A 23,500-nucleotide genomic window follows, 5' to 3' on the forward strand; every position below is an offset into this window, starting at 1 on the left:
GACGGCGCGGGCCGACCGAACCCACAGGCGCTTGGTATCAGCCGCCCCTCAGCTCACCTCCACCTGCACCACCCCGGGCACGGTCCGGAGCTGGCCGGCGAGCGCCGGGCTCGCCTGGAACTTGCCCGGCAGCCGGATCTCCACCTCGCGCTCGCCGCCGTCGAGCTTGAGGATCAGCGAGACCTCGCTCTCGCCCCGCATCGACAGGCGCTGCTGCACGGGCGCGACGCCGCGCGGGTCGCTCAGATGGATGCGGATGCCCTTCTGGTGGCGGGCGACCGCTTGGTCGAGGGGTTCCGCGGTGAGGATGCGGGCGCGCACGTCCTCGCCCTCCAGGTTCGCCTGGAGCTGCAGAACCAGCGGTCGGCCCGGTTCCAGGATGTCGCGGTACTGGCCGAGCCCCTCGGAGAAGATGATCGCCTCGAAATGCGCGGTCCGGTCCGACAGGGTGACGATGCCCATCTTGTTGCCGGTCTTGGTCCGCCGCTCCGCCCGGTCGAGCACCGAGGCCGCCACCCGGCCGACGCTCGACGTCCCGGCCCGAACGGCGCGGCAGAAATCCGTCCAGCTCTGCACCCGCAGCTTGTCCAAGAGGTCGCCGTACTCATCCAGCGGATGGCCCGAGATGAAGAAGCCGATCGCCGCGTACTCGCGCTTGAGCGTGTCGGCCATCGGCCAGATCTCGTGCGGCGGGATCCGCAGGGACACGTCGTCCGCCACCACGCCCCCGAACATGTCGGTGACGCCGGCCGATTCCGCCTCCGCCGCGCTGGCGGCGAGCTTCATCATCGGCTCCACCGCCGCGAAGGCGCGCGCCCGGTCGGGCTCGATGCAGTCGAGCGCCCCGGCCTGGACGAGGCTCTCCAGGGTGCGCTTGTTGATCATCCGCGGGTTCAGCCGGCGGGCGAGGCAGGCGAGGTCCTTGAACGGCCGGTCGCCGCGGGCCTCCACCAGCGCCCGCACCGCCTCGCGGCCGACGCCCTTGATGGCCGCCAGCGCGTAGAAGATCTTGCCGTCGCGCACCGCGAACACCTCGCCGGAGGTGTTGATCGAGGGCGGCTCGACCGTGATCTTCAGGCGCTGCGCGTCCTGGCGGAATTCGGCCAGCTTGTCGGTGTTGTCGATGTCGAGGGTCATGGCGGCCGCCAGGAACTCGACCGGGAAGTTCGCCTTCAGATAGGCGGTCTGGTAGGTCAGCAGCGCGTAGGCCGCCGCGTGGCTCTTGTTGAAGCCGTAATCGGCGAACTTGGCGAGCAGGTCGAAGATCTCGTTGGCCTTGGCCTTGGTCAGCCCGCGCTCGGTGCAGCCCTTGAGGAACCGGTCGCGCTGCGCGTCCATCTCGGCGCGGATCTTCTTGCCCATGGCGCGCCGGAGCATGTCGGCCTCGCCGAGCGAGTAGCCGGCGAGCACCTTCGCGATCTCCATCACCTGTTCCTGGTAGACGATGATGCCGAAGGTCTCCTTCAGCATCGGCTCCAGCTTCGGATCCGGGTACCAGGACGCCTCGTTGCCGGCGTCTCGGCCGAGCTTGCGCTCGCAATAGACCGGGATGTTGGCCATCGGGCCCGGCCGGTAGAGCGCCACCAGGGCGATGATGTCCTCCAGCCGGTCGGCCTGCATCTCGCAGAGCGCCTTGCGCATGCCGGCCGATTCCACCTGGAACACGCCGACCGTCTCGCCCCGGCCCATCGGCCCGTAGGTGTTCGGGTCGTCGAGCGGCAGCGAGGCGAGGTCGATGTCGATGCCGCGCTGCTTCAGCAGATCGGTGCAGCACCGCAGCATCGTCAGGGTCTTGAGGCCCAGGAAGTCGAACTTCACCAGCCCCGCCTGCTCGACCCACTTCATGTTGAACTGGGTGACTCGCATGCCGGTCTTCGGGTCCCGGTAGAGCGGGACCAGCTCCTCGAGCGGCCGGTCGCCGATCACTACGCCGGCGGCGTGGGTCGAGGCGTGCCGGTGCAGGCCCTCCAGCTTCTTGGAGATGTCGATGAGCCGGCCGACGATCGGCTCCTCCTCCATGGCCTGCTGGAGCTTGGGCTCGCCCTCGATCGCCTGCGCGAGCGTCACCGGGTTGGCCGGGTTCTGCGGCACGAGCTTGGTCAGCTTGTCGACCTGGCCGTAGGGCATCTCCAGCACGCGGCCGACGTCGCGCAGCACGCCGCGGGCGAGCAGCGTGCCGAAGGTGATGATCTGCCCGACCTGCCCCTCGCCGTAGCGCTGCTGCACGTAGCGGATCACCCGCTCGCGGCCCTCGACGCAGAAGTCGATGTCGAAATCCGGCATCGAGACGCGCTCGGGGTTGAGGAAGCGCTCGAACAGCAGGCCGAACCGGAGCGGGTCGAGGTCGGTGATGAGCAGCGACCACGCCACCAGCGAGCCGGCGCCCGAGCCGCGGCCCGGACCGACCGGGATGTCGTGGTCCTTGGCCCACTTGATGAAGTCGGAGACGATCAGGAAGTAGCCCGGGAACTTCATCTTGACGATGACGTCGAGCTCGAATTCGAGGCGCTTGCGGTAATCCTCCTCGGAGAAGCCCGGCGCCGTGCCGTGCTGCTTCAGGCGCAGCTCCAGCCCGGCCTCGGCCTGCCGGCGCAGCTCGGTCGGCTCGTCGGCCGAGACCGCCCGCGCGCCCGCGTCGGACGCCTCCGCCAGGGCCTCCGCCATGGGCGGCGTCTCGCCGGCCGCCACGGCGCCGAAATTCGGCAGGATCGGCTTGCGGGTCCGCGCACGGACGGCGCAGCGCATGGCGATCTCGACCGTCGCCTGGAGCGCGTCCGGCAGGTCGCGGAACAGCTCGGCCATCTCGGCCCGGGTCTTGAAGGCGTGGCTCGGCGTCAGGCGGCGGCGGCGCTCGTCCGAGACGAGGCGGCCCTCCGCGATGGCGAGCAGCGCGTCGTGGGCGTCGTAGTCGTCGGGCTTGGCGAAGTAGGGCTCGTTCGTCGCCACGATCCCGAGGCCGTGGCGGCCGGCGAGGTCGAGGAGCGCGGTCTCGATCCGCGCCTCCTCGGACTGGCCGTGGCGCTGGATCTCCACGTAGAGCCGGTCCTCGCCGAACGTCTCCTTCAGGCGCTTCAGGCGGTTGAGGGCGAGCTCCGGCCGGCCAGCCCGGAAGGCCGCGTCGAGGGGGCCCGCCATCCCGCCGGTGAGCGCGATCAGCCCCTCGGAGGCGCCCGCGAGCGCTCCGGCATCGAGGCGCGGCGCCTCGCCGAGGGCCGTGTCGAAATAGGCGCGGCTCGCCAGCCGCAGCAGGTTGGCGTAGCCGGTCTCGTCCTGGGCGAGGAGCACGATGCCGTGGCTGGTCGGCGCCTGACGCTGGTGCGGGTCCGCGGCCTCGAACGCCACCGAGAGCTGCACGCCGGCGATCGGCTGGACGCCCTCCCCGGCCGCCTTCTCGGAGAATTCCAGCGCGCCGAACAGGTTGTTGGTGTCGGTCAGGGCCAGGGCCGGCTGCCTGTCGGCGACCGCCGCCTTGATCAGGGAGCCGACCTTCAGCGCCCCTTCGAGCAGGGAATAGGACGAGTGGACGTGGAGGTGGACGAATCCGACCTCCTTGAGCTGGCGTGGCATGGCCGACCTTGTTCCGGGGTCGGGCAGCATCCCCGCTCGCCGGCCTCAAGTCGACGTGCGCCGCGCCGCCGGCGGACGATATCCACCGGTCGTGCCCCGGAAGCACCAGTTCGGCCCGCCCCTGTGGACAATCGGCGCCTACGGGGCGATCGCCTGTGCATAACCCGTCCGCGGACGGAACCGGGCGGTCTTCGGAAAAATCCGGCTAACGAACCGGTGCCAAGGCTATCGCCCAGGCGCCCACCGCCGCGAACAGCATCCCGAACGCCATGAACTCGACCATTCCGGTCAGGATCACCCGCTTCAGCATCGACCTGCCTCCTGTGTTCCGGCCCTAGTATGTTCATGTTTTGTTCTATGGAAAGGGTCTGTGGGTCACAGGGCGGCCCCGTTTCTTCGACAGGGTAAAAAGTGTCTTGATGCGGATCGGGCGGGCTGGCATGCCCCCGCCTTCGAGACGAGCTCGTCACCGGCTGGGGAGTTCGAAGGAGCAAGCCATTCCCGAGCACCGGACGGTCGAACGGTTCGACGTCGCCCTCGTGGCCGTCGGCACACACGGCGATGTGCTTCCGTTCATCGCGCTGGGGCACGAGCTCCTGAAGCGCGGCCACGGCGTCTCGCTGGCGGCCCCGGCCCCGTTCGAGGCGATGGCCCGCCGGGCCGGCCTCGCCTTCCAGCCCCTGGGCACGGTCGCCGATTACGAGGCGGTGATCCGCCAGCCGGATCTGTGGCACCCGCAGCAGGGGTTCCGCCCGATGTTCGATTACGCCCTGCGGGTGGCCGAGCCGGCCTGCCTGTGGCTCGGCGCGACCCGCGCCCGGGGGATTGACCTGCGGGTGGTCGCCTCGCCGCTGGGCTGGGGGGCGCGGCTCGCGCAGGACCTCTACGATCTGCCGACCGCGACGCTGCACGTCATGCCGTTCCTGATCGAGAGCCGGTACGATCCGCCGCGCCTGCCGGGCCTGCCGCTGCCGCGCGTCCTGCCGGCCGCCCTGCGGGCCTACGTGAATCTCGGCGTCGACAAGGTGGCGGTCGGCCCGTTCACCCTCCCGCCGCTGAACGCCCTGCGGGCGCGTCTCGGCCTCGATCCGGTCTACCGGCTGCGGCACTGGTGGAACAGCCCGACCGGCATGCTCCTGATGTTCCCCGACTGGTACGCGGAGCCGCAGGCCGACTGGCCGGGCCAGGCCGTGCAGCTCGGCTTCCCGCTGGTCGACCGCTTCGGCGACGTCGCGTCCATGCCGCCGGAGCTGGAAGCGTTCCTCGAGGCGGGCGACCCGCCGATCGTGTTCACCTACGGCTCGGCCATGCGCCAGGGCGCCGGCTTCTTCGACACCGCGGTGCGGCTGTGCCGGCGCATGGGCCGGCGCGGCGTCCTGCTCGCCCCGCAGGGGGGGCAGATCCCGAAGCCGCTGCCGGCCGGGATCATCCACCTGCCCTACGCCCCCCTGAGCGCCCTGCTGCCGCGCAGCGCGGCGCTGGTCCACCACGGCGGCGTCGGCACGGTGGCGCAGGCGCTGGCTGCGGGCGTCCCGCAGCTGGTGGTGCCCGTGGCCTTCGACCATTTCGACGAGGGGCGGCGGCTGAAGGATCGGGATCTCGGCGCCACCCTGAGCCGCCGCGCCTTCCGGCCCGCGCGGGCGGCGCGGGTCCTCGGCCGGCTACTCGCCGACCCCGCGGTGACGCGGGCCTGCGCGGCGGCCCGGGCGCGGATGGCGGATGGCCGCGACGCCGTCCTCGACGCCTGCGACTACGTCGAGCGGCTGACGGCCGCCGAGTCCGGTCCCGGCCCGTCCCGCGCGTCCTGACCCGCCGGCTGCCCGAACGCGGGGGGCGCCCCCTCCGACGGAAGCGGCGCCCTTTCGATTACTGCCCGAGCAGCGCGGTGGCCGAACCGACGAACGTCATGAGCAGGCCGCTCACGAAGGCGCCGATCATGACGTAGGAGAGAGCCTTGAGCTTCATCCGTCCTCGCGTCGGCTCAGCAGCGGTAGCCGCCGGAGGTCTGGCCGTACTGCTTCACCGGCCGGGTCTGCTGGTCGGCGTTGCCCTCGGCGGCCGAACTCAGCGGGCAGCCGACGTAGTTGGGATTGTCGTGGACCCCCAGTCCGAGCGAGCCCGTGGTCTCGACCTCGTAGGGAGCGAGGCCCGTCCAGCGGGCGCCGTTCGCCGCCAGAGCGGACGAGATCGGGGCAACGCCAAGGACAAGTGCGGTGACGGCTGCGGCGATACGGGTCTTCATGGTCAGGCTCCAGAGATAACACAGTACAGACCGGTTGTTCGGCTCTGTTTTGTCTTGCGTGATCACAAGATAGGGGCCCCGTGTCTTCCGCGACGTGACGCGTCGCACGCGGCGCGACGGATTAAAGATCGCGTGCACTTGCGGGGCTCGGAGGTCTGCGGGCCGGCTGGCGTCGCGGGCCGGGAGCGATGCGCCCTGTGGTTGATCGAGGCTGCCGCGGCGCGGCGTGCAAGGGGCGCGCCGCCGCGCGTGCCGTCGCTGCGCCGGCACACGGGAGACCTGCTCAGCGGGTGGCCCGCTCAGTCGAGCTGCGTGATCAGCCCGTCCCGGATGGTGACCCGCCGATCCATGCGGGCGGCCAATTCCAGGTTGTGGGTCGCGACCAGGGCGGCGAGCCCCGAGGCGCGGACCAGGGCCATCAGGATCGAGAAGACGTGGCCCGCCGTCCCGGGATCGAGGTTGCCGGTCGGCTCGTCGGCGAGCAGCAGCCGCGGGCCGTTGGCCACCGCCCGGGCGATGGCGACGCGCTGCTGCTCGCCTCCCGACAGCTCCGCCGGACGGTGCGGCAGCCGCTCCTTGAGGCCGAGGAAGCTCAGGAGTTCCGTGGCGCGGGCCTTCGCCTCCGGGGCCTTCAGGCCGCGAATGAGCTGGGGCATCACCACGTTCTCCAGCGCCGAGAACTCCGGCAGCAGGTGGTGGAACTGGTAGACAAAACCCATCTCCTCGCGCCGCAGGCGCGTGCGCTCGGAATCCGCCATCGCGGCCGTGGGCTGACCGCCGATATAGATCTCGCCCCCGTCCGGCCGCTCCAAGAGGCCGGCGAGGTGCAGCAGGGTCGACTTGCCGGCTCCCGACGGTGCCACCAGCGCGACCAACTCCCCCGGCCAGATCGCGAGGTCGGCCCCGCGCAGGATCTCGAGGGCACCCTCGGCCTGGGCGTAGCGCCGCTCGACGCGGGAGAAGAACAGCGCCGGCACCGGCTGGTCGCCGGCGGTCTGGCTCGAATCGCTCATCGGATGCGGCCCGTCAGCCGTAGCGGAGGGCCTGCACCGGATCGAGCCGGGCGGCGCGCCAGGAGGGATACAGCGTCGCCGCGAGCGACAGCAGCAGGGAGGTGATCACCACGGCGGTGATCTCCTTCGGGTTCATCTGGGCCGGGATCTCGGCGAGGAACCGCACCGTGGGGTCCCAGGCGCCCGGAAACAGCACGTGCTGGATCGGCTTGATGTTGAGGGTGATCAGGATGCCGAGGCCGAGCCCGCTGAGCGTCCCGACGACGCCGATCAGCGCGCCGTTGATCAGGAACACCCGCATGATCGTGCCCGGCGTCGCCCCCATGGTGCGCAGGATCGCGATGTCACTCGACTTGTCGCGCACCAGCAGGATCAGGCCGGAGACGATGTTGAGCGTCGCCACCACGACGATCAGGCTGAGGATCAGGAACATGACGTTCCGCTCGACCTCCAGGGCCCCGAAGAAGGTGCGGTTGCGCTGGCGCCAGTCGGTGAGCAGGATCGGGCGCTCGGCCGCCATCTCCAGGGGCTCGCGCATGTCGCCGACATGGTCGGGATCGTCGACGTAGATCTCGATCATGCTCACGTCGCCGTCCTTGTTGAAGAACGCCTGGGCCTCGGCCAGCGGCATGAACACGAAGGTCTGGTCGAACTCGGTCATCCCGACCTCGAACACCGCCTTGACCGTGTAGCTCTTGGTGCGCGGCGCCGTCCCGAAGGGCGTCGACGAGCCCTTGGGCGTGACCAGCGTGATCGTGTCGCCGGCCTGCAGGCCCAGCGTGTCGGCGAGCCGCCGCCCGATCAGCACGCCGGTGCCGTCGTCGAAACCTTCGAGGGTGCCGCCGCGGATCGCCGAGGACACGGCCGCCAGCGCGTCGAGGTCGGCCGCCCGCACGCCGCGGATGATGACCCCCGAGCCGCCGTACTGCGACGAGGCGAAGGCCTGGCCCTCGACCAGCGGCACCGCGGCGCGCACGCCCGCCACCTTCGACAGGCGCTCCGACAGGTCGGTCCAGTCGTTGAACGGCCGGTCGATGGGCGTCGCGAACAGGTGGCCGTTGATGCCGACGATCTTCGACAGCAGCTCGGCGCGGAAGCCGTTCATCACCGACAGGACGATGATCAGCGTGGCGACGCCGAGCGCGATGCCGAGCACCGAGAAGAACGCCACCACCGAGACGCCGCCGCCCCGGCGCCGGGCGCGCAGGTAGCGGCCGGCGAGGATCCACTCGAACGGCGCGAAGGGCGCGGTGCCCTGGCGGAACGAGGCCGCGAACGAGGCCGCGAAGGTCCGAACCCGGTCCAGCTTCGCTGAGGCGGCCATCGGCACGCCTCAGACGCGCCGGATGCGTGCCAGCAGATCGACGGTCGCGAGGCTCTCGCGCTCGCCGCCGGCACGCCGCTTCAGCTCGACCTTGCCCTCCGCCAGGCCCTTGGGCCCGACGATCACCTGCCAGGGCAGGCCGATCAGGTCGGCGGTGGCGAACTTCGCGCCGGGGCGCTCGTCGCGGTCGTCGTAGAGCACCGACAGGCCGGCGGTCTCGAGGTCGGACTGGATCTGCGCGCAGGCGGCGTCGGTGGCCGCGTCCCCGACCTTGAGGTTGATCAGGGCGACGTCGAACGGCGCGACCGAGTCCGGCCAGATGATCCCGGCCTCGTCGTGGCTGGCCTCGACGATGGCGGCGACCAGCCGGCTCGGCCCGATGCCGTAGGAGCCCATATGGACCGGCCGCTCGATCCCGTCCGGACCGGCGACCTTGGCGCCCATCGGCTCGGAATACTTGGTGCCGAAGTAGAAGATGTGCCCGACCTCGATGCCGCGGGCCGCCATGCGGTTGTCCTCCGGGACCTCCGCGAAGGCCGCCGGCTCGTGCATCTCCTCGGTGGCCGCGTAGTGCGAGGTCCAGGCATCGACGATGCCCTGGAGGGCGGCGACGTCGTCGAAATCGACGGTCGCCGGCGGGATGTCGAAGTCGAGATAGGCCTTGTCGCAGAAGACCTCGCTCTCGCCGGTCTTCGCCAGGATGATGAACTCGTGGGACAGGTCGCCGCCGATCGGGCCGGTATCGGCGCGCATCGGGATCGCTTTCAGGCCGAGGCCCGCGAAGGTGCGCAGGTACGCCACGAACATCCGGTTGTAGGCGTGGCGCGCGCCGGCCTGGTCGAAATCGAACGAGTAGGCGTCCTTCATCAGGAACTCGCGGGAGCGCATCGTGCCGAAGCGCGGCCGCACCTCGTCGCGGAACTTCCACGAGATCTGGTAGAGGTTCTTGGGCAGGTCCTTGTAGGAGCGCACGCTCGCCCGGAAGATCTCGGTGACCATCTCCTCGGCGGTGGGGCCGTAGAGCATCTCGCGGTCGTGCCGGTCCTTCAGGCGCAGCATCTCCTTGCCGTAGGCGTCGTAGCGGCCGGATTCCCGCCACAGCTCGGCGGACTGCACCGTCGGCATCAGGATCTCGACGGCGCCGGACCGGTCCTGCTCCCGCCGGATCACCGCGCAGACGCGCTCCAGCACCCGCAGGCCCAGCGGCAGCCAGGCGTAGATGCCGGCGGCTTCCTGGCGGACCAGGCCGGCGCGCAGCATCAGCCGGTGCGAGACGATCTCGGCTTCCTTGGGCGTCTCGCGCAAGGTCGGCATGAAATAGCGGGAGAGACGCATGTCGTCAGAGTCTTGGAAGAGGATCGGCCGGGAGGAGCCGCGGCGCGCCGGCACACAACACGCCGGAGACGCAAATTACAAGCACTGCGCGACCACGGCGGGGCGTAATCGCGGCGAACCGGAGGCGGCGACCCGGCCGCGCTGAGGCCGCTGCCTAGGCGGAAAGCGGTATGCCCATTTGCCGGCAAGAAAGCGCAGATTTTTCTCGCAGACCCGGTGACAACACGAATTGTTGTTCCTATAAGCGTCCGGCGATGTTTGCGACGCCCGGAAGAGGTGGCGCAAGGTCCGAGTCTCGGGAGGAAAAGCGACCGCCCCGCAGCCAATGCGAGGGATATTTCAAGGTCGAGCCAGTGAAGCTTGAAAGCAAGGCCTCGGGCCTTGCTTTTTTTATTCTTGGGTCCGGTCGGCGCGGCCGTGTCGGACCACCCGCTAGGCCCGCGCCCATCTGGTTTCGGGCGGTGCCCCGCCGCGGCGGCGCTTCCCGGATCGCCGCTCCGAGCCGTCCTAGAGCCCGGTCAGCGGGAACACCGCCAGGGCGATCAGGAAGGCGGCGCCCGCGACCAGCGTCGTCCAGATCGCCTTCTCGCGCAGTCGCGGCGCCGCCGGCGCGCCGGGATCCTGGCCCGGAACTACGTGGCTGGGCCGCGTCTCCGGCTGGTTCCGCAGGGGCAGGACCGCGAAGAGCAGCGTCCACCAGACCACGAAGTAGAGGGCGATCGCCCCGCCCACCGTCAGCTTGAACAGGCTCACCGCCGCCGCCACGAAGGCGGCGATCAGGACGGTGATCGCCGCCAGGGTCACCGGCGTCGAGCGGGCCAGCGCGTTCATCATCCGGCTCACACCTGCTCCAGCTCGACCAGGGTGCCGAGGAAGTCCTTGGGGTGAAGGAACAGGACCGGCTTGCCGTGCGCGCCGATCCGCGGCTCGCCGGTGCCTAGCACCCGGGCGCCCTGCGCCTTGAGCTGGTCGCGCGCGGCCAGGATGTCGTCGACCTCGTAGCAGACGTGGTGGATGCCGCCGCCCGGATTGCGGGCCACGAAGGACTCGATCGGCGAGCCCTCGCCCAGGGGAGACATCAGCTCGATCTTGCTGTTCGGCAGCTCGACGAACACGACGGTGACGCCGTGCTCGGGCTGCGGCAGGGGCGCGGTGATCGTCGCGCCCAGCGTGTCGCGGTAGACCGCGCAGGCGGCGTCGAGATCCTGCACGGCGATGGCCACGTGGTTGAGACGGCCGATCATGATGTTTCCTCCCCGGCGTTCTGGCCCCCTGTCCGGGAGCTTCGTTCGTTCGCGGGGAAGGCTCCGCCCGTACGCGCGGACGCGACCGGCCCCCTCTCCCGTGCGGCAGAGGGTTGGGGTGAGGGACGAGCCCTCTCCGGCAGAACCTGTCCCCCTCACCCTGTCCCTCTCCCGTGCGCGAGAGGGAACCCGGGCCCTGTCCGGCAGCCGATCGGATGATCGGCTGCTTCGGCTCCGTCTAGATTACAGCCAACCGCTATCGGCAGCCAGCTTCACACCTCCACCACCTGCACGTGGCAGGCCGGCTTCTTGCCCCACACCTCGTTGACCGCGGTGCGCACCGCCCGGTCGACCGTCTTCTCGACGCTCTCCGAGTCCTTGAGCTTGCCCCGCGACATCCCCGACAGGGTGCGGGAGACGGCGTCCACCACGGTCTCGATCAGCGGCTCGCCGGACCGGCCGCGGTTCGGCAGGCCGATGATGTCCACCGCCGGCTCGCCGAGCACGACGCCGTCCTCGTCGATAGCGATCGCCACCGAGACCAGGCCGGCCTGCATCAGCTTGCGCCGCTCCGGGATCGCCCGGTCCTTCTCGTCGATCAGGACGTCGCCGTCCTTGAACAGGCGGCCGGCCTTCACGTGGTCGATCACCTCGGGCTTGCCGGGGCTCAGGCGGATCAGGCTGCCGTTGCGGGCCTTGACCACGTTCTGCACGCCCTGCGCCCGCGCGAAGCGGGCGTGCTCGTCGAGGTGCAGGGCCTCGCCGTGGACCGGGATCGCGGTGCCCGGGCGGGTCCACCGGTACATCTCGACCATCTCGTCCCGGCGCGGGTGGCCGGAGACGTGGACGAGGTCGGTGCGGTCGGTGATCACCTCGACGCCCTGCTCGATCAGGTCGTTGATGATCGAGCCGACATCGCGCTCGTTGCCCGGGATGGCGCGCGAGGAGAAGATCACCTGGTCACCGGCGGTGAGGCTGATATCCGGGTGGTCGCGGCGGGAGACGCGGGCGAGCGCCGCCCGCGGCTCGCCCTGTGAGCCGGTGAGCAGCGCGACGACGCGCTCCCGCGGCAGGCTCTTCCACGAATCGGAGCGGCGGAACTCGGGCAGGCCGTCGAGGTAGCCGCACTCGCGGGCGACGTCGATCACCCGGTCCATGGCGCGGCCGACCGCGATGACCTCACGCCCGCAGGCGGCGGCGGCCTCGGCGACCGCGCGGATGCGCGCCACGTTGGACGCGAAGGTCGTCACGGCGACCCGGTGCGGCGCGTCCGCGATCAGCGTCTTCAGCGTCTCGGCGACGGTCTTCTCGCTCGGCGAGAAGCCCTCGCGCACGACGTTGGTCGAGTCGCAGACGATGGCGAGGACGCCCTCGTCCCCGAGCGCCGTGAACGCCTCCGGCGACGTCACCGAGCCGGCCACCGGGGTCGGGTCGATCTTCCAGTCGCCGGTGTGGAGGACGAGGCCCGCCGCGGTGCGGATGGCGATGGCGTTCGATTCCGGGATGGAGTGCGAGACCGGCACGTACTCGAGCTCGAACGGCCCGACGGTCACGCGCCGCCCGGGCTTCACCTCCCGCAGCTCGACTTTCGGGGCGCCGGGCTCGGACAGGCGCCGGGTCTCCAGCAGGTTCTTGGCGAAGCGGGTCGCGTAGACCGGCGCCTTCAGCCGGGGCCACAGCTCGGAGATCGCCCCGATATGGTCCTCGTGCGCGTGGGTGATGAAGATCCCCAGCAGGTCCTTGCGCCGCTCCTCGATGAAGGAGAGGTCGGGGAACATCAGGTCGACGCCCGGCATCTGCTCCTCGCCGGCGAAGCCCATGCCGCAATCGACCATGATCCACTTCCGGCCCTTCTCCGGGCCGAACCCGTAGAGCGCCGCGTTCATCCCGATCTCGCCCACGCCGCCGAGCGGCAGGAAGACCAGCTCCTCCTGTCCCTTTACCATCTGTCGTCGTCCAAACTCAGGCCGCCGTCGCGGCCGATCCGAAATGCACCTCGCCCGCCGTCACGGTATGCCGGTTCCCGTCGGGGGCGAGGATCACGAGCCGCCCCCCCTCGTCGATCGTCTCGAACACGCCCCGCAGGATGTGACCGCCGCTGTGCACCGCGATCTCCGATCCGAGACCCGCGGCCCGCGCGAGCCAGGCCGCGCGCAGGTCAGCGAAATTCCGTCCCCGGTCCCAGGCGCGCGCCCGCGCGGCCACCCGGTCCGAGAGATGTTCCAGTAGCGCCTCGGCGCCGCACGCGTAACCCGCCGCCGCCAAGCTCGCGGCCCCGAGGCCCTCCGGCGCCGCCGCGACGTTCACGCCGAAGCCGATGACCGCGGCGCGCCGCCCGCCCGGGAGCGTCTCCGCCTCCAAGAGCAGGCCGGCGAGCTTCGCCCCGCCGAGCAGCACGTCGTTCGGCCATTTGAGCTGAAAAGATCGGGCCCCGGCGCCGGATCCGGTATCCGGCAGGGTGCCGCAGGCCGCCTCCAGCGCCTCGATCAGGGCGAGGCCGGCCACGAAGCCCAACTCGGCGAGGTGGTCCGGCGCGACCCCGGCGACGGGCCAGAGCACGCTCGCCGCGAGGTTGCCGGGGAGCGAGGACCAGCTGTTGCCCCGCCGACCGCGGCCCGCCTCCTGGCGGTGCGTCACCACCCAGAGCGGGCCTGTCTCGCCGGCGCGCGCGCGCGCCACGGCCTCCGTGTTGGTGGAGCCGAGGGTGTCGTGGACGTGCAGGCGGTGGCCCTCGGCGCGCGCCGAGGGCCCGAGTCGGTAGGTCAAGGCCGTCCTAGAACAGCGACTTCGCGGCCCGGCCGGCGGCGCCGACCAGCGGCCCGGGCAGCAGGAAGAACAGCACCACCACGACGCTCGACAGGGCGAGCACGATGCGCAGGCCCGGGGCCATCGCCTCGTACGGCTCCTTCGGCTCGTCGAAGTACATGATCCGCACGACGCGCAGGTAGTAGTAGGCGCCCACCACGCTGGTCACCACGCCGATTACCGCCAGCGTCACGAGACCCGCCTTGATGGCGGCGGCGAAGACGTAGAACTTCGCGAAGAACCCGGCGAGCGGCGGGATGCCGGCCAGCGAGAACATCATCGCGGCGAGGCAGAAGGCGAGCCACGGATGGGTCCGCGACAGGCCCGACAGGTCCTCGATCTTCTCGAACATCACGTCCCGGCGCCGGAGCGACAGGATGATCGCGAAGGTGCCGAGCGTCATCGCGAGGTAGATGATCATGTAGGTGACGAGCCCGCTGATCCCCTCTTCCGAGCCGGAGGCCAGGCCGATCAGCGCGTAGCCGATATTGCCGATCGACGAGTAGGCCATCAGGCGCTTGATCGAGGTCTGCCCGATCGCCGCGAACGAGCCGAGCGCCATCGACGCGATCGAGACGAAGATGAAGATCTGCTGCCAGATCGCCGTCACGTCCGGCATCGCGCCGATGAAGACCCGCACGGTCATCGCCACGGCGGCCATCTTGGGCGCCGAGGCGAAGAAGGCCGTCACCGGGGTCGGCGAGCCCTCGTAGACGTCGGGCGTCCACATGTGGAACGGCACGGCCGCCAGCTTGAAGCACACGCCGGCCGCCAGGAACACGATGCCCAGCACGATGCCGAACCCGGCATTCTCGTTGAGCGCCGAGACGATGCCGGGGAACGAGACCGTGCCGGTGAAGCCGTAGACCAGCGAGGCGCCGTAGAGCAGCATGCCGGAGGACAGCGCGCCGAGCACGAAGTACTTGAGGCCGGCCTCGGTGGACTTCACGTCGTCGCGGTGGAAGGCGGCGATCACGTAGGCGGCGAGCGACTGCAGTTCCAGGCCCAGGTAGAGCGCGATCAGGTCGTTGGCCGAGACCATGACCATCATGCCGATGGTGCAGAGCACGATCAGGACCGGGAACTCGAACCGGTCGATGCGCTCGCGCTTGAAGAAGTCGTGCGCCAGCAGGATCGTCGCCGCGGATCCGAGCAGCACCAGCGACTTCATCACCTTGGCGAAGGAATCGGACACGAACGCGCCCGACAGGGTCGTGACCCGGCCGTGCACCGGCTGCGAGATCACCACCGACAGGGCGACGAGGAGCAGGGCGAGGGCGCCGATGCTCACGGTCTCGGCGGAGCGGTCGCCGCGCCACGCGCCGTAGAGGATCAGGCCCATGACGCCGACGCCGAGGATCAGCTCGGGCATGAGCGGCGCCAGCGAGGGCAGGACGGAGTGGACGGTTGTCATGGTGTCCGCCTCAGCGCGGGATCGGCAGCGCCGCGGCGGCCGTCTGGGTGTTCGAGAGCGCGGTCTTGATGCTCGCCATCAGCGCGTCGGTCGAGGGCGCGAACACGTCGAGCACGGGGGCCGGGTGAACGCCGTAGTAGATCGTCAGGACGACCAGCGGCGCCAGGATGATCTTCTCGCGGGTGTCGAGATCCAGGATGCCCTGGAGATTCGGCTTCTCCAGCTTCCCGTAGATCACCCGGGCGTAGAGCCACAGGGCGTAGGCCGCCGACAGGATGATGCCGAAGGTCGAGAAGAACGCCACGTTCGGGTTCGCCTTGAAGGCGCCGAGCATGGCCAGGAACTCGCCGACGAAGCCCGAGGTGCCCGGCAGGCCGACATTGGCCATCGTGAACACCATCATGGCCACGGCGTAGAGCGGCATCCGCTTCACGAGGCCGCCATAGGCCGAGATCTCGCGGGTGTGCATCCGGTCGTAGACGACGCCGACGCAGAGGAAGAGCGCCCCCGACACGATGCCGTGGGAGATCATCAGGAACAGCGCGCCCTGGATGCCCTGCTCGTTCAGGGTGAACAGGCCCAGCGTCACGAAGCCCATATGGGCCACCGACGAGTAGGCGATCAGTTTCTTGATGTCGGTCTGCATCATCGCGGTGAGCGACGTGAAGATGATCGCGATCACCGACAGCGCGAACACGAAGGGCGCGAAGTCGTGGCTCGCCACCGGCAGCATCGGCAGCGAGATCCGGATGAAGCCGTAGCCGCCCATCTTCAGGAGGATGCCCGCCAGGATCACCGAGCCGGCGGTGGGCGCCTCCACGTGGGCGTCGGGCAGCCAAGTGTGGACCGGCCACATCGGCATCTTCACCGCGAAGGAGGCGAAGAAGGCGAGCCACAGCCAGGTCTGCATCTGCACCGGGAAGCGGTACTGCAGCAGGGTCGGGATGTCGGTGGTGCCGGCCTGCCAGTACATCGCCATCACGGCGAGCAGCATCAGCACCGAGCCGAGCAGGGTGTAGAGGAAGAACTTGAAGCTGGCGTAGACCCGGCGCGCGCCGCCCCAGATGCCGATGATCAGGAACATCGGGATCAGGCCGGCCTCGAAGAACAGGTAGAACAGCACCAGATCGAGGGCGGCGAAGACGCCGATCATCGTCGTCTCGAGGACGAGGAAGGCGACGAAATACTCCTTCACGCGGAAGTGGATCGAGTGCCACGAGGCGCCGATGCAGAACGGCATCAGGAACGTGGTCAGCAGGATCAGCGGCATCGAGAAGCCGTCGACGCCGAGCTTGAACCGGATCGTCTCGGTGAGCCACGCGTGACTCTCCACGAGCTGGAAGCTCGACGAGGCGGTGTCGTAGCGGCTCCACGCCACCAGGGAGAGCAGGAAGGTGACGATCGTGGTGGCGAGCGCGGCCCAGCGGCTGTTGCGCGCGACCGACTCCTCGTCGCCGTTCAGCGTGAGGATGAAGGCCGCGCCGCAGAGCGGCACGATCAGCAGGCCGGAGAGGATGCCGAGGCCGAGCATGTCAGTGTGCACCCTTGGGCAGGCCGGACATCAGGTACCAGCTGATCAGGCCGGCGACGCCGATGAGCATGACGAAGGCGTAGTGGTAGACGTAGCCGGTCTGGAGACGGACCACTCCGCGGGTCACGTCCACGACGCGCGCCGCGATCCCGTTCGGCCCGAGGCCGTCGATGATCCGGCCGTCGCCCTGCTTCCAGAGGAACAGGCCGAAATCCTTGGCCGGGCGGACGAAGATCCGGTCGTAGATCTCGTCGAAGTACCACTTGTTGAGCAGGAACCGGTACAGCGACGGCTGCTGCGCGGCGAGCGCGCCCGGCAGTTCCGGCCGGCGGATGTACATCCAGTAGGCCACGACGAAGCCGAGGATCAGCATGATCAGCGGCGCGTACGAGACCAGCGCCGGGACGTCGTGGATCTCGTGCATGATGTGGTTGTTCGGGCCGTGCGCCAGGGCGTGACCCCAGAACGCCTCCATCCCCTCGCCGATGAAGCGGTTGTGGAAGATAATCCCGGCGAATAGCGCGCCGAAGGCGAGCACCGCGAGCGGGATCGTCATCACCAGCGGGCTCTCGTGGGGCGTGTGGTCGCCGTGGTGGCCGTGCCCGTGGTGGTCGTCGGCGACGAGGTCGCTCTTGTGGGCCGGCTCGATGTCGTGGCCCTTGTCGTCGTGGGCGACGCCCTCGGTGTGCCCGGGCGCGCCGTCGGCCTCGTGGGCCATGGTCGCGTGGGCCGTAGTCGCGTGGGCGACCGCGGGCGCGTGGTGCTGGTCGTGGGCGGCGTGGGCGCCCCAGCGGGCCGGGCCCTCGAAGGTCATGAAGAACAGGCGCCAGGAGTAGAACGAGGTGAAGAACGCCGCCACCACGGTGCACAGGAAGGCGAGCGTGTGCCCGGGGCGGGTCGAGGCGTAGGCCGCCTCGATGATCGCGTCCTTCGAGTAGTAGCCGGCCGTGTAGGGGAAGCCGATCAGCGCGAGCGAACCGATCGCCATCATGGCGCTGGTGTAGGGGATGTAGCGGCGCAGGCCGCCCATGTTCCGCATGTCCTGCTCGTGGTGCATCGCGTGGATGACCGAGCCGGCGCCGAGGAACAGCAGCGCCTTGAAGAAGGCGTGGGTGAACAAATGGAACACGCCGGCCGCGTAGGCGCCGACGCCGAGCGCCACGAACATGTAGCCGAGCTGCGAGCAGGTCGAGTAGGCGATCACCCGCTTGATGTCGTTCTGCACGAGGCCGATCGTGGCCGCGAACAGGGACGTGATGCCGCCGATCACCGTCACGACGATCAGCGCGTTCGGCGCCTCCTCGAAGAGCGGCGACAGGCGGGCGACCATGAACACGCCGGCGGTGACCATCGTGGCGGCGTGGATCAGCGCCGAGACCGGGGTCGGGCCCTCCATGGCGTCGGGCAGCCACGTGTGCAGCAGGAACTGCGCCGACTTGCCCATGGCGCCCATGAACAGCAGCAGGCAGGCCAGCGTCAGGGCGTTCCAGTCGTAGCCGAGGAGGTGGAAGCTGAGCGTCTTGATCGCGTCGACCTTGCCGAAGACGGCGTCGAACGCCACCGAGCCGGTCAGCACGAAGACCAGGAAGATGCCGAGCGAGAAGCCGAAATCGCCGACGCGGTTGACGATGAACGCCTTCATGGCGGCGGCGTTGGCCGAGGGCTTCTCGTACCAGAAACCGATCAGCAGGTACGAGGCGAGGCCCACGCCTTCCCAGCCGAAGAACATCTGGACGAGGTTGTCGGCCGTCACCAGCATCAGCATGGCGAAGGTGAACAGCGACAGGTAGGCGAAGAAGCGCGGCCGGTGCGGATCCTCCTCCATGTAACCCACGGAGTAGAGGTGCACGAGGGTCGAGACGGTGGTCACGACGACCAGCATCACCCGGGTCAGAGTGTCGACCTTGAAGGCCCAGTCGACCTGGAGGTCGCCGGCCGCGAACCAGGACGCCACCTGCACGCGCTCGGCCGGGCCGCCGTCGATGAACACGCCCCAGGCGATCAGCGCCGTGAAGGCGAGGAAGGACGTGGTGATGTACTCACAGGCCCGCGCCCCGATGTACCGGCCGAACAGGCCGGCGATCAGGAAGCCGATGAGCGGGAAGAAGACGATCGCGTGATACATCGCTCTCTTGCAGTCCGTCCTCCGGGCCGGCCGCGAAGCGGCGGCGTCCGGATGTCACTCGGGGCGCGCGAAGGGGAAGGCCCTAGCCCTTCATCATGCTGACGTCTTCCACCGCGATCGAGCCGCGGTTGCGGAAGAACACCACCAGGATGGCGAGGCCGATCGCCGATTCGGCGGCCGCGACGGTCAGCACGAACAGGGCGAAGACCTGTCCGGTGATGTCGTTCAGCTGCGTCGAGAAGGCGACGAGGTTGATGTTGACCGAGAGCAGGATCAGCTCGACCGACATCAGGATGACGATGATGTTCTTGCGGTTGATGAAGATGCCGAGCACGCCGAGCGTGAACAGGATCGCCGCGACGGTGAGGTAGTGGCTCAGGCCGATCATCGTTCGATTCCTCCGGCTCTCATCAGCGCGCGCATCAGACCTCGACACCCTGGCGCGAGGGGACCTTGCGGGTCTCGACCGCCATGGCCTGGGTGCGGGCGTTCTGGACCGCGATGTTCTGGCGCTTGACGCCCGGCCGGTCGCGCAGCGTCAGCACGATGGCGCCGATCATGGCGACCAGCAGGATCAGGCCGGCGAGCTGGAAGAAGTAGGCGTAGTCCGTGTAGATCACGCGGCCCAGCGCCTGGGCGTTGGTGAGGTTCTCGGCCGAGGCGACGTTGCCGAGCGGGGCCTGGACGAGGCCCGGGTCGATGCTCCACGAGCCGACGACCAGCAGGATCTCGACCAGGAAGATCGCGCCGATCAGGGCGCCGATCGGGAGATACTGCTGGAAGCCCTGGCGCAGCTCGGCGAAATCGACGTCGAGCATCATCACCACGAACAGGAACAGCACCGCGACCGCGCCCACGTAGACGACGACGAGGATCATCGCGAGGAACTCGGCGCCCATCAGGACGAACAGTCCGGCGGCGTTCACGAAGGCGAGGATCAGGAACAGCACCGAGGCGACGGGATTGCGCGAGGCGATCACCATGAAGCCCGACGCGACCGTGATGCTCGCGAACAGATAGAAGAAGGCGGCTGCTGCGGTCATGCGCTGATCGGGATCGGCCGCCGGAGCGGCCCCTTCTGCCGTGCGTGGAGACGGTCCGCGGCGGGCGGCCCGTCTATAGAACCCGGTCGACGGGGGCACAACAGCGCCCCCGGCATGGCTCTAGAGCATCCCACCGGAACCGGGAACCGGTGCGACGCTCTAGGGCCTTGTTTTCGCGTCATCTTCTGCCGGGCACCGGCGACCGGTGCCCGGGACGACGGCTCAGCGATACGGCGCGTCCATCGCGATGTTGCGGGCGATCTCGCGCTCCCAGCGGTCACCGTTCAGCAGGAGCTTCTGCTTGTCGTAGAGAAGCTCCTCGCGGGTCTCCACCGAGAACTCGAAGTTCGGCCCTTCCACGATGGCGTCCACCGGGCAGGCCTCCTGGCACATGCCGCAGTAGATGCACTTCACCATGTCGATGTCGTAGCGCGTCGTGCGGCGGGTGCCGTCGTTGCGCCGGGGGCCCGCCTCGATGGTGATCGCCTGCGCCGGGCAGATCGCCTCGCAGAGTTTGCACGCGATGCAGCGCTCCTCGCCGTTCGGGTAGCGGCGCAGCGCGTGCTCGCCCCGGAAGCGCGGACCGCGATGGCCCATCTCGAAGGGGTAGTTGATCGTGGCCTTCGGCTTGAAGAAGTAGCGCATGCCGAGGATCATCCCGGACACGAACTCCTTCAAGAGGAGGCTCTTGGCGACCTGATCGAGCTTCATGCCCGGATCTCCGATGCGAAGGGGGGCTCAGGCGCCCGGCGCGAGGCCGGTCAGCTTGAGCACGAAGGCGACGACGACGACCGAGATCAGGGAGATCGGCAGGAAGACCTTCCAGCCGAGACGCATGAGCTGGTCGTAGCGGTAGCGGGGCACGATGGACTTCACCATCGCGAACAGGAAGAACAGGAAGCTGGCCTTCAGGGTGAACCAGATCACGCCCGGCACCCAGGTGAAGGGCGCGAACGGGATCGGGGACAGCCAGCCGCCCAGGAACAGAATGGTCCCGAGGGCGCACATGCTCATGATGGCGACGTACTCGCCGAGCATGAACAGCAGGTACGGCGTCGAGGAGTACTCGACCATGTAGCCGGCCACGAGCTCCGACTCCGCCTCCGGCAGGTCGAAGGGCGGGCGGTTGGTCTCGGCGAGCGCCGAGACGAAGAACACCACGAACATTGGGAACAGCCACAGCCAGTACCAGCCGAACAGGCCGAGGCTGGTGTCCTGCGCCATCACGATGCGCGAGAGGTTGAGCGAGCCGGCGCAGAGCAGCACGCAGATGATCACGAAGCCGAGTGAGACCTCGTAGGAGATCATCTGGGCCGCCGAGCGGAGGGCGCCGAGGAAGGCGTATTTCGAGTTCGACGCCCATCCGCCCATGATGACGCCGTACACGCCGAGCGACGAGATCGCGAAGATGTAGGTGATGCCGACATTGATGTCGGCGATCGCCCAGCCGTCCGCGAGCGGGATCACCGCCCAGCTCGACAGGGCGAGCATCGCGAAGACCAGCGGCGCCAGCAGGTAGATCGCCTTGTTGGCGCCCGCCGGGATCACCGGCTCCTTGATCACGAACTTGATCAGGTCGGCGAAGGACTGGAACAGGCCGAACGGCCCGACCACGTTCGGGCCGCGCCGGAGCTGCACGGCAGCCCAGATCTTCCGGTCGGCGAGCAGCGCGTAGGCGATGAAGACGAGCAGTGCCGAGAGCAGCACGAAGCTCTTCAGCACGATCAGGAGCACGGTCCCGAGGATTTCGAGCGGCGTCATCGGTCTTGAGCTCCTACTCGGCCGCCGCCAGGGGCCGCGCCTCGGCGGCGCGCTCCCGGGCGAGGCGCGAGCACTCCGCGAGGATCCGCGAGGCGCGGGCGATCGGGTTGGTGAGGTAGAAGTCGGTCACGGGCGACGCGAAGGCCGGACCGGTCGCGGTGCCGCCGAGGCCGGCGAGCCGGTCGACCGCCTCGGTCACGTTGCCCGGCTCGACGGCGCCGACCGCCGCCAGATGCGGGTGGGCGGCGTAGAGCGCGCGGCGCAGCGCGGTCAGCGAGTCGAACGGCAGGCGCTTGCCCAGCACGTCCGAGAGCGCGCGCAGGATCGCCCAGTCCTCGCGGGCGTCGCCCGGCGGGAAGGCGGCGCGGTTGCCCATCTGGACCCGGCCCTCGGTGTTCACCCAGGTCGCCGACTTCTCGCTGTAGGCGGCCCCCGGCAGGATCACGTCGGCGCGGGCGGCGCCGCGGTCGCCGTGGCTGCCCTGGTAGACCACGAAGGCGCCCGGGGCGACGTCGCGCTCGTCGGCGCCGAGGTTGAACAGGACGTCGAGCGCGCCCGGCTCCAGCATCTGCGCGAAGGTCAGGCCGCCCTCCCCCGGCACGAAGCCGAGATCGAGCGCGCCGACGCGGGCGGCGGCCGTGTGCAGCACGCCGAAGCCGTTCCCCTCGGCCGAGACCGCGCCGATCTCCTTCGCGAGGGAGGCGGCAGCGGCCAGGATGCCCGGTGCAGCATCGGCGCCGACGATCACGAGCGGCGCCTTCGCCTCCTTGAGGATCTCGAGGAAGCTGTGCTCGCCGCGGGCGAGCGCCGCGAGCGAGTCGGGGCCGGCGCCGATGTAGTGGCTCGGGTAGGTCAGGTCGACCGGCTCGCCGATCACGCCCACCGCCAGCGGGGCCATGCGCCAGCGCTTGCGGATGCGGACGTTCAGCAGCGAGGCCTCGGTGCGCGGGTTGGCGCCGACGATCAGGATCGCGTCCGCCGCCTCGATGCCCGGGATGGTCGGGTTGAAGATGTAGGAGGCACGGCCGAGCGCCGGGTCGAGGCCGGCATCGGTCTGGCGGCAATCGAGGTTCGGCGAGCCGAGGCTCCTGATCAGCTCGCGGAGCGCGAAGATCTCCTCGACGCCCGCGAGGTCGCCGACGATGGCGCCGACGCGCTTCGGATCCGCGCCCTTCACCTTGGCGGCGATCGCCTGGAACGCCTCACCCCAGGAGGCGGGCCGCAGCCGGCCGTTCTCGCGCAGGTACGGCCGGTCGAGGCGCTGCATCCGCAGCCCGTCGATGTGGTAGCGGGTCTTGTCGGAGATCCACTCCTCGTTGATCTCCTCGCTGATCCGCGGCTCGATCTGCATGACCTCGCGGCCGCGTGTGTCGATGCGGATCGACGAGCCGACCGCGTCCATCACGTCGACCGACTCGGTCTTGTTCAGCTCCCACGGCCGGACGTTGTAGCTCTGCGGCCGGTGCACGAGGGCGCCCACCGGGCAGAGGTCGGCGACGTTGCCCTGCAGCTCCGAGGCCATCGACTGCTCGAGGTAGCTCGTGATCTCCATGTCCTCGCCGCGGCCGATGGCGCCGAGGTCGGGCACGCCCGCCACCTCGGCGAGGAAGCGCACGCAGCGGGTGCAGTGGATGCAGCGGTTCATCGCGGTCCGCACCAGCGGGCCGATATGCTTCTCCTCGACCGCCCGCTTGTTCTCCGTGTAGCGGGTCGAATCGACCCCGTAGGCCATGGCCTGGTCCTGCAGGTCGCAGTGGCCGCCCTGGTCGCAGATCGGGCAGTCGAGCGGGTGGTTGATGAGGAGGAACTCCATCACCCCCTCGCGGGCCTTCTTGGTGCCCTGCGAGCGCGTCAGCACCTCAGGCGGCTCGCCGTTCGGGCCGGGGCGGCAATCCTTCACCGCGTAGGCGCAAGAGGCCACCGGCTTCGGCGCGCCCTTCAGCTCGACGAGGCACATGCGGCAATTACCGGCGATCGACAGGCGCTCGTGGAAGCAGAAGCGCGGGATCTCGGCCCCCGCGGCCTCGCAGGCCTGGAGCAGCGTGTAATCGGCGGGGACGTCGACCTCGGTGCCGTCGACGAGGATTTTTGTCATC

Annotated in this window: 18 protein-coding genes; 1 reads left to right on the top strand and 17 read right to left on the bottom strand. The window is 69.5% G+C overall.

All coding sequences use genetic code 11. The features are described from left to right. Positions 1 to 48: 48 nt before the first annotated feature. Positions 49 to 3,567 (bottom strand): DNA polymerase III subunit alpha, encoded by a 3,519-nt coding sequence (gene dnaE, locus BLW78_RS13845; RefSeq protein ID WP_091680284.1) that lies wholly within the window; start codon positions 3,565 to 3,567, stop codon positions 49 to 51. A gap of 440 nt (positions 3,568 to 4,007) precedes the next feature. Here dnaE and BLW78_RS13850 point away from each other — a divergent pair, with 440 nt between their 5' ends. After that, positions 4,008 to 5,375: a glycosyltransferase gene (locus BLW78_RS13850; protein WP_234082876.1), complete on the top strand. Its 1,368-nt coding sequence runs from the start codon at positions 4,008 to 4,010 to the stop codon at positions 5,373 to 5,375. 173 nt (positions 5,376 to 5,548) lie between these two features. Here BLW78_RS13850 and BLW78_RS13855 read toward each other — a convergent pair whose 3' ends face one another. The 16 genes from BLW78_RS13855 to nuoG all read right to left on the bottom strand — a co-directional run bounded on the left by BLW78_RS13855 (position 5,549) and on the right by nuoG (position 23,499). After that, positions 5,549 to 5,809 carry a hypothetical protein gene (locus tag BLW78_RS13855; RefSeq protein ID WP_020092251.1) on the bottom strand — a complete coding sequence of 87 codons (261 nt, stop codon included), beginning with the start codon at positions 5,807 to 5,809 and terminating at the stop codon, positions 5,549 to 5,551. Between the two features lie 299 nt (positions 5,810 to 6,108). Next, the gene (locus BLW78_RS13860; protein WP_020092250.1) at positions 6,109 to 6,822 is read right to left on the bottom strand and encodes an ABC transporter ATP-binding protein; all 714 of its coding nucleotides are present in this window, start codon (positions 6,820 to 6,822) and stop codon (positions 6,109 to 6,111) included. A 13-nt stretch (positions 6,823 to 6,835) separates the two neighbouring features. Then, positions 6,836 to 8,146 carry a lipoprotein-releasing ABC transporter permease subunit gene (locus BLW78_RS13865; RefSeq protein ID WP_091680286.1) on the bottom strand — a complete coding sequence of 437 codons (1,311 nt, stop codon included), beginning with the start codon at positions 8,144 to 8,146 and terminating at the stop codon, positions 6,836 to 6,838. 9 nt (positions 8,147 to 8,155) lie between these two features. Beyond that, positions 8,156 to 9,481, bottom strand: coding sequence for a proline--tRNA ligase (proS, locus tag BLW78_RS13870; RefSeq protein WP_020092248.1), 1,326 nt, complete (start codon positions 9,479 to 9,481; stop codon positions 8,156 to 8,158). A 507-nt stretch (positions 9,482 to 9,988) separates the two neighbouring features. Next, positions 9,989 to 10,315 carry a DUF1467 family protein gene (locus BLW78_RS13875; RefSeq protein WP_020092247.1) on the bottom strand — a complete coding sequence of 109 codons (327 nt, stop codon included), beginning with the start codon at positions 10,313 to 10,315 and terminating at the stop codon, positions 9,989 to 9,991. A gap of 5 nt (positions 10,316 to 10,320) precedes the next feature. Beyond that, a complete protein-coding gene (mce, locus tag BLW78_RS13880; protein ID WP_020092246.1) occupies positions 10,321 to 10,725 on the bottom strand; it encodes a methylmalonyl-CoA epimerase in 405 nt (134 codons plus the stop codon). Between the two features lie 272 nt (positions 10,726 to 10,997). After that, positions 10,998 to 12,671 carry a ribonuclease J gene (locus BLW78_RS13885; protein WP_012319023.1) on the bottom strand — a complete coding sequence of 558 codons (1,674 nt, stop codon included), beginning with the start codon at positions 12,669 to 12,671 and terminating at the stop codon, positions 10,998 to 11,000. Between the two features lie 16 nt (positions 12,672 to 12,687). Further along, positions 12,688 to 13,491, bottom strand: a complete 804-nt coding sequence (locus tag BLW78_RS13890; protein ID WP_091680288.1) for a biotin--[acetyl-CoA-carboxylase] ligase — start codon at positions 13,489 to 13,491, stop codon at positions 12,688 to 12,690. A gap of 7 nt (positions 13,492 to 13,498) precedes the next feature. Beyond that, entirely contained in the window at positions 13,499 to 14,944 is a 1,446-nt protein-coding gene (nuoN, locus tag BLW78_RS13895) for an NADH-quinone oxidoreductase subunit NuoN (RefSeq protein WP_020092244.1), read from the bottom strand. 10 nt (positions 14,945 to 14,954) lie between these two features. Beyond that, the gene (locus tag BLW78_RS13900) at positions 14,955 to 16,475 is read right to left on the bottom strand and encodes an NADH-quinone oxidoreductase subunit M (RefSeq protein ID WP_020092243.1); all 1,521 of its coding nucleotides are present in this window, start codon (positions 16,473 to 16,475) and stop codon (positions 14,955 to 14,957) included. A gap of 1 nt (position 16,476) precedes the next feature. After that, on the bottom strand, positions 16,477 to 18,600 hold the full coding sequence (gene nuoL / locus BLW78_RS13905; RefSeq protein ID WP_091680291.1) for an NADH-quinone oxidoreductase subunit L: 2,124 nt from the start codon (positions 18,598 to 18,600) through the stop codon (positions 16,477 to 16,479). An 82-nt stretch (positions 18,601 to 18,682) separates the two neighbouring features. Next, complete coding sequence (nuoK, locus tag BLW78_RS13910; protein ID WP_010686008.1) at positions 18,683 to 18,988, bottom strand: NADH-quinone oxidoreductase subunit NuoK; 306 nt, start codon at positions 18,986 to 18,988, stop codon at positions 18,683 to 18,685. Positions 18,989 to 19,022: 34 nt separating this feature from the next. Further along, a complete protein-coding gene (locus tag BLW78_RS13915; RefSeq protein ID WP_020092241.1) occupies positions 19,023 to 19,643 on the bottom strand; it encodes an NADH-quinone oxidoreductase subunit J in 621 nt (206 codons plus the stop codon). Between the two features lie 222 nt (positions 19,644 to 19,865). After that, complete coding sequence (gene nuoI, locus BLW78_RS13920; RefSeq protein WP_007560744.1) at positions 19,866 to 20,354, bottom strand: NADH-quinone oxidoreductase subunit NuoI; 489 nt, start codon at positions 20,352 to 20,354, stop codon at positions 19,866 to 19,868. A gap of 27 nt (positions 20,355 to 20,381) precedes the next feature. Beyond that, positions 20,382 to 21,404 carry an NADH-quinone oxidoreductase subunit NuoH gene (gene nuoH, locus BLW78_RS13925; protein WP_020092240.1) on the bottom strand — a complete coding sequence of 341 codons (1,023 nt, stop codon included), beginning with the start codon at positions 21,402 to 21,404 and terminating at the stop codon, positions 20,382 to 20,384. Positions 21,405 to 21,417: 13 nt separating this feature from the next. Beyond that, positions 21,418 to 23,499 carry an NADH-quinone oxidoreductase subunit NuoG gene (nuoG, locus tag BLW78_RS13930; protein WP_091680292.1) on the bottom strand — a complete coding sequence of 694 codons (2,082 nt, stop codon included), beginning with the start codon at positions 23,497 to 23,499 and terminating at the stop codon, positions 21,418 to 21,420. Position 23,500: the final 1 nt, after the last annotated feature.

This window comes from Methylobacterium sp. 275MFSha3.1 (assembly GCF_900108435.1).
Classification (GTDB): Bacteria; Pseudomonadota; Alphaproteobacteria; order Rhizobiales; family Beijerinckiaceae; genus Methylobacterium.